General features: G+C 38.6%; 10 protein-coding genes. 4 read left to right on the top strand and 6 right to left on the bottom strand.

Annotation, left to right across the window (positions count from 1 at the left end):
- Window positions 1–11: 11 nt before the first annotated feature.
- A complete protein-coding gene (locus FJR04_RS01120) occupies window positions 12–1,499 on the top strand; it encodes a glycosyl hydrolase family 57 (RefSeq protein ID WP_168490992.1) in 1,488 nt (495 codons plus the stop codon).
- A 211-nt stretch (window positions 1,500–1,710) separates the two neighbouring features.
- Here the strand turns inward: FJR04_RS01120 and FJR04_RS01115 are convergent, their stop codons facing one another.
- Window positions 1,711–2,349: a histidine phosphatase family protein gene (locus FJR04_RS01115; RefSeq protein ID WP_168490991.1), complete on the bottom strand. Its 639-nt coding sequence runs from the start codon at window positions 2,347–2,349 to the stop codon at window positions 1,711–1,713.
- A gap of 285 nt (window positions 2,350–2,634) precedes the next feature.
- On the bottom strand, window positions 2,635–4,038 hold the full coding sequence (locus FJR04_RS01110) for an amidase (RefSeq protein WP_168490989.1): 1,404 nt from the start codon (window positions 4,036–4,038) through the stop codon (window positions 2,635–2,637).
- Between the two features lie 73 nt (window positions 4,039–4,111).
- Here FJR04_RS01110 and FJR04_RS01105 point away from each other — a divergent pair, with 73 nt between their 5' ends.
- Entirely contained in the window at window positions 4,112–4,642 is a 531-nt protein-coding gene (locus FJR04_RS01105; RefSeq protein ID WP_168490987.1) for a hypothetical protein, read from the top strand.
- A gap of 2 nt (window positions 4,643–4,644) precedes the next feature.
- On the opposite strand, the gene FJR04_RS01100 is transcribed toward FJR04_RS01105, so the two are convergent.
- Complete coding sequence (locus tag FJR04_RS01100; protein WP_168490985.1) at window positions 4,645–5,793, bottom strand: extracellular solute-binding protein; 1,149 nt, start codon at window positions 5,791–5,793, stop codon at window positions 4,645–4,647.
- Between the two features lie 398 nt (window positions 5,794–6,191).
- Between FJR04_RS01100 and FJR04_RS01095 the strand changes: the two genes are divergently transcribed.
- Window positions 6,192–6,569: a hypothetical protein gene (locus FJR04_RS01095; protein WP_168490984.1), complete on the top strand. Its 378-nt coding sequence runs from the start codon at window positions 6,192–6,194 to the stop codon at window positions 6,567–6,569.
- Here FJR04_RS01095 and cobT read toward each other — a convergent pair.
- From cobT to FJR04_RS01080, 3 genes are all read right to left on the bottom strand, one after another.
- On the bottom strand, window positions 6,566–7,669 hold the full coding sequence (gene cobT, locus FJR04_RS01090) for a nicotinate mononucleotide-dependent phosphoribosyltransferase CobT (protein ID WP_168490982.1): 1,104 nt from the start codon (window positions 7,667–7,669) through the stop codon (window positions 6,566–6,568). The two genes, FJR04_RS01095 and cobT, sit on opposite strands and share 4 nt — an antisense overlap.
- On the bottom strand, window positions 7,662–8,372 hold the full coding sequence (locus tag FJR04_RS01085; protein WP_168490980.1) for a DUF2232 domain-containing protein: 711 nt from the start codon (window positions 8,370–8,372) through the stop codon (window positions 7,662–7,664). The genes cobT and FJR04_RS01085 overlap by 8 nt, the downstream gene beginning before the upstream one ends.
- Window positions 8,373–8,647: 275 nt before the next feature.
- Window positions 8,648–9,346 (bottom strand): Crp/Fnr family transcriptional regulator, encoded by a 699-nt coding sequence (locus FJR04_RS01080; protein ID WP_168490978.1) that lies wholly within the window; start codon window positions 9,344–9,346, stop codon window positions 8,648–8,650.
- 455 nt (window positions 9,347–9,801) lie between these two features.
- Here FJR04_RS01080 and FJR04_RS01075 point away from each other — a divergent pair, with 455 nt between their 5' ends.
- Complete coding sequence (locus FJR04_RS01075) at window positions 9,802–13,542, top strand: hypothetical protein (protein WP_168490976.1); 3,741 nt, start codon at window positions 9,802–9,804, stop codon at window positions 13,540–13,542.
- The last annotated feature ends 331 nt before the right edge of the window (window positions 13,543–13,873 follow it).

Raw genomic sequence — 13,873 nt, 5'->3', positions numbered from 1 at the left:
AGGCACGATAAATGTTTAAATTACCAGATAATCTACCTACGTTACCCGAAATTATTGATGATCTACCAAATATTTGCGGTTGGGAAAATGAAGTGTTGGCTGTAGTTAACCACAATGAGCCTATTTTTTTACCAACTACTAATCTTAAATTAGCAGATATTAATGCAGTATTTGCGATCGCTCTACATATGCACCAACCCACTATTCCAGCGGGAAATAATGGTTCATTGATCAGCAATTTACAATATATGTTTGCACATCAGCAAGAAGGAGATAATCACAATGCTGCCCCTTTTGCTAATTGTTATAGTCGCATGGGAGATTTTATTCCTGAATTAGTTGCACAAGGTTGTAATCCTCGTGTGATGTTGGATTATTCTGGTAATCTTTTATGGGGACTGGTACAAATGGGCAGAAGTGATATTATAGATAATCTTAAACGGATCACTTGCAATTCTACTTACCAGCCTTATGTAGAATGGTTGGGGAGTATGTGGAGTCATGCTGTCATTCCTTCCACACCCATAGCAGATATTAAACTACACATTATCGCTTGGCAACATTATTTTGCAGCAATTTTTGGCTGGGAAGCATTAGCAAGAGTGAAAGGATTTTCTCCTCCAGAAATGCACTTACCAAACCATCCAGATATCCTATTTGCATTTATCAAAGCCTTGAAAGAATGTGGTTATCGTTGGTTATTGGTACAAGAACATACTGTAGAAACAATTAATGGTCAGCCTTTACATTATAAACATTTACCACATCGGTTAATAGCTCGCAATTCCCAAGGAGAAGAAATTAGTATTACTGCATTGATAAAAACCCAAGGTTCAGATACTAAATTAGTCGCCCAAATGCAGCCATACTATGAAGCAAAAACTTTATCTAAACAAAAATTAGGTGATGTTTTCGTACCTCCCATAGTTAGTCAAATAGGTGATGGTGAAAACGGTGGTGTAATGATGAATGAATTTCCCGGCGGTTTTCAACAAGCTTGGGGGGATATGTTGCAAAATGGAGGAGGTAAAACTGGGGTTGTTGGTGTTTGCGGTACAGAATATTTAGAATTATTAGCAGCAGCAGGTTGTCAACCGGAAGACTTTCCTACCTGTCAAGCAATTGGACAACATCAAATTTGGGCGCAAATTACTGAAGATAATTATCAACCAGATGCTATAGAAAATGCTATTCAAGAATTGAAAAAAAATCAACCCAATTTTCATATTGATGGGGCATCATGGACTAATCATATTAGTTGGGTGCAAGGATACGAAAATGTTTTATCTCCCATGTACCAATTAAGCAATTTATTTCATCAGAAATGCGACTATTTATTATCTGATCAAGCAGGTGTAAATATGACTCAAGACAGTCAATATCGCCAACTGCTATTACATAATCTCTTATTACAAACTAGCTGTTTTCGTTATTGGGGACAAGGGACTTGGACAGATTACGCCCAAGAAATTTACCGACGTGGAGAGAAATTACTTTAATTAGGGCTAGGAGGTAGGAGTCGTAGGGGCGAAGCAGTCGGTGTAAGGGCGAAGCATTCGGAAAATAAACTTGGGAAAAAACCGAGAATTTATCGCCCGAATGCTTCGCCCCTACAGGAATTAATAAAGAAGAAAGAAGAACATTTTCCTCTTCTCCTCCCAATTACCAATTACCAATTGTCAATTGTCAATTGTCAATTGTCAATTGTTATTATGTTCCTGCACGAAAGCGAAGATGATCTGGTATATGATGGCGATCGCCTAATGTTTCTAATAAGGGACCATTTACGTCAAATTTAACCATACTTACCGATGCGACCAAAATATTTACCCGATAACGGTAGCGTCCCAAATCAATTCCCAGTAAACTGCAAAGCATAATCCGAATTGTGGCTTTATGGGAGACGACTAAAACATTACCTTGGGGATGTTTTTCTTGAATTTCTGCAATTACAGGCATAGAACGGTTAGCAATATCTACCGCAGTTTCTCCACCTAGTGGTGCATTCCAAGCGGGTTCTGTTAACCATTTTACATAGTTTTCTGAGTAATTTTCCTGAGCAAAGGATTTACTCTTAGCTTCCCATTCACCATAACTACCTTCTCTAAGTCCTTCCCGCAACTGCATTTCCATACCAATAGCATCACAAAATGGTTTAGCAGTTGCAACTGTGCGCTTCATTGGACTAGCATAAACCGCTTCCCACTGCAATTTTTTATAAACATCGGCAAAACTGGATGCCATTTGCATTCCTTCTTTTGTCAATTCTGCATCAGTTTTACCGCAGAAATTACCAGTTTGACTAAAAGTTGTTTCGCCATGTCGCAGTAAATATAAATTCAGTGTCATAGCTGGGGATGGGGATAAAAGAGTTTGTGCAAAAATAAATTATCATCAATCTCGAATTGAGTATGTGAAACCAGGACAAAGTAATTGGCCAAAAAGGTCAATTCCCTCACAACACAGGTGAAGAAGTTGACAGGTGACAGGGAGAAGAGAAAAATATTCTTCATTCTTTTTTATGAATTTCTGTAGGGGCGAAGCATTCGGGCGATAAATTCTCGGTTTTTTCCCAAGTTTATTTTCCGAATGCTTCGCCCTTACACCGAATGCTTCACCCCTACCTCCTGACTCCTACGATATAGTTGCAAAGGCTGGACGATATTGAATCCAAGGATTAGCGGCTTCTAATTGCGCTGCTAGGCTAATGAGAGTAGATTCAGCCGCCGGTTTACCAATTAATTGCACGCTGAGGGGTAAACCATTGCTATCAAAACCAACAGGAAGGGCGATCGCTGGTAATCCAGTCGCATTTGCTACAGGACAAGGAGAAACCCAATGCACAATCTTGGCAAATGTCTCTTCTGGACTCAAATCAGCCCATGCACCTACGGGAATTGGGGAATGGAGATAAACTGGTAATACTAAGACATCTACAGTATCAAAAAAGGCGATAATTTGCCGTGACACGATCTGCATTTGGGCAAGTGCTTGCAGATATTCAGCCACAGAACCACTTTTTGCTAATAACCAGCGGTTTAAAGGTTGTAATGCTTCCGAGGGAATTCCTGCTGCTGCTACTCCAGCTTGCCAGACAATTTTAAATGGTTCAATTAAATTACTCAAATCTGGGGATTTTTCGGTAATTTGGTGGCCAAACTGTTCTAGTAACTGAATGGTTTTGATTACCCCTTGTTGACAGTTAGCATCTGCTTCTCCAAAAGGAAAGATATTTGTACTAAAAGCAATATTCAGATTTTCTAATTTGACTTGAGTTGATGCGAGAAATGACGGTTGTGGATCTGGTAGCCAATAAGGATCACCGGTGAAATAGCCAGAGATGACATCTAACATAGCCGCTGCATCAGCCACTGTGCGGGCAATTGGACCATTAACAGCGATGCCCCCCAAGCGATCGCCTACAGGTGCTTTAGTGACTCTTCCTCGCGCTGGTTTGATACCTACTAATCCACAACAAGCCGCAGGACCACGAATTGAACCACCTCCATCTGAACCTTGAGCGATCGCACTTAATCCCGCCGCTACAGATGATGCTGCACCACCACTAGAACCACCAGGAGTATATTCTAAATTCCAAGGGTTTCTAGCAGGTGTAAATCCCACAGGTTCAGTGTAAGGAAAAGAACCTAATTCCGGAGTTGCAGTTTTACCAAGAATAATAAACCCAGCTTGTTTAATTCGCGTTACTACCCCATCATCATAATTAGGGATATTATTTAATAATGCCGGATTTCCATAAGTACAAGTGACACCTGCGACAACATTGAGGTCTTTAATCGAAATGGGGACACCAAAAAATGGCGGTAACTCTGAAGTCGTCGTCAGTAATTCTGTTTTAGCGATCGCATCTGTAACAGCTAAATCTGCTGTGACTGTAAAATAGCTTCCTAATTGGGGATTTAAGCGTTCAATTCGTTCTAAATATACTTCTACTAACTCTAGAGGTGAAACTTCCCGAACCCGGATTAATTTTGCTAACTCTAAAGCTGGGGTAAATGCTAAATCAATTTTATTCATAGATAAAAATTTTCAAATCGGATTTGTTACTTTTAATGTTAGACATTGACGAGAAATTTTCATAGGAGAAGGTATGATGCAAGGTAATTTCTGGATTCCCAAAAAATCACTGCCACTGTTATTAACTCTGAGTTTTTCTACTTGTTCTTTTCTCCCTATCTTACCATCAAATGCCGAAAATATCCCCTTACCTTCAGATGCACCTTTAGAGTTATATTTACTAAACCAACCAAAAGATAATATCATCACCGCTAAAACTATTCATCCCGAAAAGTTGACAGTTCCTAGTTTATGGTGGGCTAAGGAAAATTCAGAAAACAAACTTTTATCTAATTGGATAGCTTACCCAAAATCAGAAACAGAATCACCACGAGTAGATTTAATTGTCAATCAGCAAATTTGGAGTTTACTAGACTATTTAGAAAGATATGTTTTTGTCAATCAATTAGGTAATTTAGCCAGCAATTCCGGTTACAACATCCGAGTTTTTAGTTATCAAAGAGAAATTTTAGCAACTTACACCTGTAATTTTGCGAAAAGTCCTTTTTTATGTAGGATTCAGATGAATAATCAAAACAAAGCCGGGTTACGTTATTCTTTATGAAATCACGATTTTTTCATCTTGCTAAATAAAGCTTCATAATTTTGCATGACTTCAGGCGCTAAGGGTAATATAAATTCACTTTTGGCGAAAACTTCCGCATTAGTTAATAATAAGTTCTGTACCGGCTTGGGGATATCTCCAGGAACAATATTATTATCAACAGGGGAATTGCTTTTAGTTAATGAAACAATTTTTTTAGCTGTATTGGGTTGCAAAGAAAAATCTAGCCATTGATATGGCAAATTATCATTAACAACACCTTGAGGACTTACCCATAAATCAGCCCAAATTGCTGTTCCTGATTGGGGAACAACTGCTGTCAATCTTTGATAACGACTAATGACGGGCATGATATCATTTGACCAACCTACAGCTAACCAAGTATCCCCAGTAATTAAGGGTTCTAGATATTTTGTAGAATCATAAAATTTCACTTGTTTATTTAATTTTTGTAATTCTGTTTCCAGTTCAGAGATTTGGTTGATATTTTCTGTATTATAAGATTTTCCTAATTTCTTCAAAACCAAACCAATAACTTCCCTTGGATGATTCAGTAAAGAGATCCGATTTTGCAATTCACTCCGCCATAAATCACTCCAATCTGTGGGAAACCAACCTAACTGTTTAAACTTTTCTTGATTATAAATAATTACTGTATTTCCCCACCGATAAGGTATACCCCAAATTTGACCTTGGGGATTAATCTGGCCTGTTTCATCTCGTTTAACGAGTTGTTGCCAATTTTCATTTAAATTAGATAAATTTTTGATCTTTGCTGTTTCCAGCGGTTGAATTAGTTTTTGGGTAATTGCTGCTTGTAACCAATAATCTCCCAGTGTCACTAAATTTGCTGGAGATGATTTTTGATTTTGATTGAATGGTAAATAACGAGTCCATTCTTGCTGACTATTAGTTTGCGGTTTTTGCCAAGTTTGTAAGAGTTTAAATAAATCCTGAATTTGATTAACAGGGGTGAATTTTAACTTTTCTCCTGAGTTTAAAGTTTTCTGAAACTGATTAACTACCTGACTAGGGATAGAACCTTTTAATAGCTGTACACTCAGAGATGGTTGCTGTTTTGTTCCGCAGCCAGTTATGACTTGAGAAAGTGCTAACGTACTTGTACCTAATAAAAAAGATCGTCGATCCATTGATTTTGAAATTTAGTGAACATAGCAATCCTAAATCATTTTTAGCGAAAATAGAGATTTACATATTTTTCAAATACAGATGAAGACTGACGCAAAATATCTCTTAAACCCTCTTTTCTTTGTGTCCTTCGTTCCTTCGTGGTTCGTTTCTTCTTGATATGTCTTCGACACGCTTTACGAACGTTCTTTCGTGACTTCTGCGTAATTCCTACAGGTATAACTACAAATTATAAGTCTAGCTTAACTTATGAATAATATTGATTTATATCTATAACTGAAAATTTAACAACAATCGCGGGAGCAAAAAATTCATAAAAAGTTAAATAATCCAGAAGGATAGCGAAGATAGTCAGTAAAGTGAATAACATAGAGTAAATATTTTTCGATGCAGGTATTAAATGGAATCATTAGAAAAACAAATCCTCACATTAAGCCAGAAAGTTGAAGCTATCTATCAAGTAATTGAAAGGCTGGATATGAGGCTATCAGAAGCTTTATCAGATTCATCTTTAGAGAAATTACCAGTCAGAGAAAACTATCTAGAAACCAAACAGAGCCAAGTATATGATTTAACGGAGCAAATAAATATCAATGCCGTAATGGAGCATAAAGATATCCTCATGGATGGTATTGTTTATCCAGAAATAAATTATCAAGTTAGAGATAGACAAATAACGCCAGAAATCCAAATTCAACGCCTAACAACTCAATTAACTGCCGCATATCATCGGATTGCTGCATTAGAAGAACAATTACTCAGACAAAGAGTTAATTAGGGCTTGCTGCTAAGTTGTTCTAGTTGAGCTTCAATAACTGCCAAAAGTTGATTTTGCTGCCAATTTTGACTTAAAGAGGCAGCAATACAAGCTGCTCCTGCACCAACACCTTCCTTGACAAAACCCTGTTCATAAGCTCGAAGTTGGGGATATCGAGAATTAGCAAAACTCAATTGTGTCCCTAACAGAGGAGGAAGATTATTTTTGCCGAGATTCAGGGCTAAATCAACCGTCGCTCCGGTAGGATCTTCAGCTACCCAACGAGTTGTACCAATGACAATTTCTGCGGGTTGCCAAGATAAAGAATAAGTGTGAGCGATCGCTTGAATTAAAGCATAAACTGCTAACATTTGCGTACCTCCACCTAATAATACCCCACAACGCCGACTAGCGGCGATCGCCATTCCTGCTACTACAACCTGCATGGGATCACCTACTGCGGCCACAAGTTCTAAAGGATTAACTGACGGGGGCATTTTTGCCAACCCAGCTTGCACCAAATCCCATTTTTGCTGATGATTACAGACAGGATGACTACTGTTAACTTTACCGACAGCATCAATCCCCAAACCTGTTAAAACTGCCAAAGCTGTTGTTGTGCCACCGACAACGCACTCGCTTAAAATTAAATATCCATGTGAACTGATTTGAGAACTTAATTGATCACCCCAAAGCAATCCTTGTTCTAATAAATGTTTAACCGTATTTATATCCATTGCCGCCCCCAGACTTAAACACCTAGCCGGCGCACCACCCAAATCAATTAATGGTACAGGTGGAGTTTTTACCAAACCCGCATTAAACAAATAAATAGGGATGTTGAGATTCGCCACCACAGACCGAGAAATCAGCACTGGAGAAGCCCCAGAAGTCAAAGGGGGGAGAGAATACTGAAATTGATGTTTAGCACCATAATATAAAAATTCCCCATCAGCACAAGCCGTATATTGGCGATCTTCTGGAGTCAAACCAGCCGCAGAAATACCAGGAATTAAACCAGTTTCTGTAAATCCTAAAATACAAGCAAATATTGGTAAACTACCGCGATAGCGGTTTAACCATGCTTCCCCCTGGAGAACTTGGGTGTAAATATTAATCATAATCCATCAACACTTGCACCCAACGAGGTGGACGAGGAATGGGATTTCCTAATCGATCCAAAAGTAACCAAGCAGTCAGATGAACTATAAACAAATAAATAAAATTATTAATCACAATTAGAGCGATCGCTCCTAGTTGAATTAATAACATATTGGGAGTAGTCAACAATTCCAACTTCAAGAAAAACCATTCAATAATTTCCGTTACCTGGTTAATCACATAAACCCATAAGTCTTCACTCGATAACACAGACAAAAACCACAGTCTAAAAAATACCCCCAGAGTGCCTAACAAGGTCCCTAAAGATATAGAAACAATCCAGGAGACGCGGCGATACCAAGTTGCCCCTAACAGCACACCCATCAAGCCAAATGGCATGATAAATAACAAACTGCGAACAGGTCCCATTAACACAGCCAACAGCAACCCAGAAGTCACCGCTGCCATCCAAGCTGCACGTTTACCCCAACGCAAATATACCAAAGCGATGGGAATAGGAAAAAATACCCGCAATACCGGACCCAAAGGAAAATAAAAGTTGATAAACCAAATCAAACTAGCCGTACTGGCTAAAAACGCCGTTTCCACCAGCCTCAAGGTACTCTCAATTTTCAGAGGTTGAGACTGTAATTGAGTTTGAGGAGAAGATTCAGGAGATGGATCTTTCTCTGGTTCTTCTGGTAGGGAATCAACAATACTCATGCAAGACCACTAAGTAGGTGAGTGTTAAAAATTGTCGTGGGGATAAGGCAGGGGAGCAGGGCGCAGGGCGCAGGGGGAAAGAGTTTCAGCTTGCTTTGCTTTTCTTCACATACCTTTAAATTTTTGGTGTTGCTGATTAAGAGTATGATTTTGTTTCACGCAGAGGCGCAGAGAGTACGAGTTTGAAATCATTGATTTTTCAATTTCATACCCTAATATGGCTATCGCCACGCAGGCTATCAGCAATGCCAAATTTTTTTGTTCACCTACTTAAATTAAACTATGGTTTTTTCCAAAGCAGACCAATCGGGAATACAAATTCTATCTTGATCCTTCACAATCAAACCTTTTTTTTCTAGTCTTGTCAGCACTCTTGTCACAGTTTCCCGTGCCAGTCCACTTAAACTGCTTAATTCCCGATGAGGTAAATTAGGGATTTCTGTTCCCGTATTACCTTGTTTTCCTTGTCCCTCAGCCAAAAATAGCAATGTATCCGCCACCCGTGATTGACTATCCGATTCTCGCAGCCGTAATCTTCTATTAACTTGTCGCAACCTTCTAGCCATTAACTGTGCCAATCTCAGCCCCGCTAATGGTTCTGTTTGCAGCAAATTCACAAAATCTTGAGCAGGCATACTCGCAATCATCGTCGGAGTCAGAGTAATGACATCAGTAGAACGGGGAACTTCATCTAGTGCAGCCATTTCCCCAAATAATTCCCCTTTGCCAATAATATTCAGCGTTACTTCTTTCCCATCTAAATTGTATGTACGGATTTTTACCCATCCATCTACAATAAAATACACTGAACCACCCCAGTCATTTTCTAGTAAAATTACTTGATTGGCTGGGTGAGTGCGCGTAACAAGATGAACAAGAGCTTTTTCCACACCTGATTCTGGCAACCCTTGAAAAAAGGGAGATGAAACCATCCATGTGTGAGCCGTATTGTTTGTATTATATCGTTCTTCCATTAGGACATCTTGATTATTAAAGCTGCTATCATCACAACAATAAGATCGTTATTTTAAACTGACGCTATCAAACTACAACCGCTTTTAACAGAGGTTTTTCGAGATCAAACTCAACTATGTTACACAAAAAAGTCAACCTGGGGGTTTTTATCACAAATATTACTCTCTCAGTATGAATGAACTACTACATGATTAACCTAACAATTAATATCGCTAAATACATTTAGATGTGAAATTATATGTACTAGACAACTAATAAAGAGAATATCCGTATATTCTATGTACTTTTCCTCTCATTCATCATCTCAGATAAAGATAAGTTAAGCAATAATTTACCACAAATGGTTATAGAATCAGCCAAGTTTTCCATACCTTAATTCCAAATAACTCTCAAAGTTGCTGTAATTGTCAAGCCTTGACAAATCAACGTACATTTCTTACTAAGGTAATTTAACGTGACTTTCCATCCAGATGAAATTAACCAACTAATTGCAGACATTGATCACTTACTATCCTACAGTGGTAAAGGTCTTTCTAAATTCCTGTCTAACCAAGCACCACAGGAAAAAGAGGTTTTACAACGAGTGCGTGACTTTTTGGTTCAATTGGGCGAGGATAAAGTTCCAGAAGCGGAAATGCCCGTAGAAACAACTAATCCATCACCCTCACAACCATTCTCCTCTCTGTTGACACAATTCACCCAACAGGGTGATCTCCAACCAGTTTTGCAGTCTTCTCCATCTCCACCAGAACCAACTAATCTAGAAGCTTCACAACTAAAACAAGAATTTAACATTTTGCTTCAGCCTTTGCAAGCAGAGTTGTCCAAGCTATTGGCAGAAAGAGCAAATCTGATTCAAGAAATTAGACAACTAGAACAAAAGCGACTGCAAAACTATTCCTTAAACCAGCAGTTAGCAAACCAAGAACAGATGATTTCTGAATTTTTAGAAGTCTTGATGGGTCGGTTAGTGCCACATTTAAAATCAAATAATAGTCCCATATTTAACCCTACTCAGCAAAATTTAGAAGCAGTTACTTCGGCAATTCAACCTATTTTAGAATCAGCCGAACGGGTAGAACAGTTAGCAAATTTAGCTCGGAATTTAGATCAACGCTTGCTTTCTTTAGATGGAACTGTAAATATTGTTTTTGAAGCCCTAGAACGGAATATTAACACCTATTATCAGTCCTTATCCCAAGCACTAGCAAAAATGCACAGTCAGGGAATGCAAGGTGAACAGTTGATGGCGAATTTTTTAAATAATTTGACTCAATATTTACAACAGCAATCTCTAATTAATGAGCATGATCTTGTGAATGTAAATACTGAGATAATAACAGCCTCACCATTATTAACTCAGTCTCCTCCGGTGGAAGCAGTAACACATTTAGAAGATGTGCAAACAGAAATTCCTCCTGCGGAAATAGAATCAATTAGTTTGGAGACAGATTTATCACAAAATCAACCACAATTAGCCAGTGAATTACAGTTAGAAAGTACAGATGAAGTAGATGAACTTTATGCGACTTTCTTTAATGCGGAAAGTGTTAGCCAATTAAATTTATCTTTTTCTAGTAACAGCATACTCCCAGAAGCAGAGAAAGTTGTTAATCAGGAGTTATCAACACCAGAAAATAGCCATTTGACTACTTCTGATCTGCCGGAAATCGCTCCCTCTACAACTTCAGCAGAACCGCCAGAAGATGCGCTGCTATTACCAAGTCTTTGGGGTGAATCACCAGAACTTGAAACTACATCTTTACCAGAAGAGACAATCCCAGTCACAGAAGTTGTCATAGGAGAGAAATCGCTGGAAGAGCCAAGTAGTGAGAATACAATTACAGTGCTGACTGATTTATTGGTTGATACTAACCATGAACAACCGGCATTGGAAGTATTATCAGAAAAGGTGAATTCAGAAGTTAGGACATCAACACCAGAACAGTACGTTATTGCTGCTTCAGAGGAAAATTTACTAGCTTTGACAGATGATGATATTTCTGGTATTCCAGAGATTATATTAGATGACAAACAACGGCAACAATTAGATCAAGATTTAGCTAATTTTGATCAACCATTAACTACATTGACAGAACCGACAAGTCAGGCTGATGCGGTTACTATACTTACTAATGAAAAAGTAGATACTCCTCAACCACAAGCAAAAATAGAAGAAAATGTTTCCCCGTCAGTAAGCACAATTCAACCATCGCCAATCACCATTGAACAACCTCCAATTACTGTTCCTCAAATCTCAGTTCCCAAGGAGGAAAATAATGATCTTATTCCTAGAGATACTTTAAATGGGACTTGGTATTTAGGAATTGATTTAGGAACAACGGGAATTTCTGCGGCTTTATTGAATCAATCTCAATTGGTAGTTTATCCCATTTATTGGTCATCAGAAAATCAAACTAGTAATGCGTCTTTTCAGCAATCTTTCCGTTTACCAGCCGAGGTTTATTTACCGACTAATTCAGCCGCTCATCAGGTAAAAAGTGGAGGATCAGAGTTTTCTCAATCATCCGTGCCTCATCATCTTTACTCAGCACAATTAAAGCCTTATTTACAAATAGCAGTTCCCTATCAACAAGAAAGACAAAAATGGGAACCAATGTTGCAATTAAATGAATTTTCATCAGGTCCCTTGATTTGGGTAGTGCGATCGCTCTCTAAACTCCTATTAACACTCAGATCCAGTCAAACTAGCACCACACCGGCTTTAATTGCTAATGCAGTGGGGATGAATATCCCAACTTTTTCTAGGGTGATTAATAACATCGCGGGTGTGATTTGTAGTTGTCCCTCTAGTTGGACAGAACAATATCGTTTTAATGTCCGGGAAGCGATTCTTAGCAGTCAACTTGTCTCTCATCCCCAGCAAATCTTTTTTGTTGAAGAAGCGATCGCTAGTTTGCTGCCAGAATTAGACAGTGCTAATGGCCAATCTATTCAAATTAGTCAAAATCAGGGTTTACAACCTTTAAAAACTAGCGATTATCCCCTTGTCGGTAACACCTTAGCCATCAATATTGGGGCGATCGCTACAGAAATGACTTTAGTAGATATTCCCGCAAATTTGGGAGAATTGACACATAAAGACTTCATGCTGCACAATTTTGCCTACTCTGGTAAAGGCATTGAACAGGATATTATCTGTCAGTTATTACTACCGCCAAAATCCCGCCAACCCCGTGAACCTGGTCAACCTAATGAATCTGCTAATACTAATCCTTGGCATTGGCAACCTTCAATTCCTGGTTTAGACCAAATGCAATTTTCTAGTTTAGGATTGGAAGCTTTGACACTACCTAAAGTGGGAGAACCAGATACACAAGCCCGTATTCGTCTCCAACAACGTCTAGAAAGTTCTCTTCTAGGACAAGCTTTATTAGATGCTGCTTTAGCTTTGAAGTTGATTCTCCAGCATCAAGAAACCTTTACTCTAGAATTCGCTGATCAACGTTGGGTACTACAACGCCGAGATTTAGAAAGTCAAGTTTTTGTCCCCTTTGTCCGTCGTCTAAATCGAGAACTCAATAAATTATTAGTAGCCCGTGGTATTCCCACCGAAGCGATTAATCAAGCAGTCCTTAGCGGTGGTGTGGCTTCAGTCGGCACTATTAACCGTTGGTTACGCCAAAAACTGCCGAACGCCAAGATTATTCAAGATTTATATCTTGGTGAAAATGGCGCTCCCAATTGTAGTCGAGTAGCATTAGGTTTAACTATGTTACCTTTGCATTCCCAAGTTTTAGACATACCTAAACAACAATACACAGATTATTTCCTCTTTTGGGAACTGTTGAAATTATTACCTAACCGTTCTCTATCCTTTGGTGAAGTCTTGCAATTATTTGAAAGTCGTGGTATTAATACCCGCATCTGCCAACAGCGATTATTAGCTTTCTTGGAAGGTGAACTACCACCAGGTTTAATTCCTGCGGCTTCAGATTACCTTTGGCTTACCCATAATTCCCAAGAAAATCCTGACTACAAAGCGATCGCGCCACTCACAGCAGGTACAGTTTCTTCACCCCTATTTGAAAAACAAGGTAATCTCTCCTATCGTCCCAATTCTCAACAAGTCCAGTTATTACTACGTTATTTAGATGCCATTAAATCTAGTACCGTTCAATCCCTAGAAGAACCATATAGTTATCTGTTGCCAAGTCAACCTGTTTCTTTCTAAAAATGACGTAGCTATTGGAGATGCAAAGTTATTGGAACGTTAAATTTAATTAGAGCGTCATTAAGATAGAATTCAATTTCAAAATATCAGGATATGTCTTCTCCAGGGAGAAGACATATAGCAAGAGTCAGAATTGCTGGAGTAAAACCCTCTTGTGGATAGAGTTTCATCATCTTTGATGTCCTCACCGTACTAGGGACGGCCATATAATGGGATTTTCAGGCTTTTAGGTGGGGTAATGAAAATGACGATCAAAGCAAAAATAAAAATAAAATAACTTTAATGGGTATATTCAGTTTTTAGAGGCGATAATATCATCACTACCAAAAGA

Origin of the sequence: Anabaena sp. UHCC 0204 (assembly GCF_009711975.1) — a bacterium.
Classification (GTDB): Bacteria; Cyanobacteriota; Cyanobacteriia; order Cyanobacteriales; family Nostocaceae; genus Dolichospermum.
Note: the sequence above shows the minus strand (reverse complement) of the source record. Positions and strands in the feature narration are given on the sequence as shown.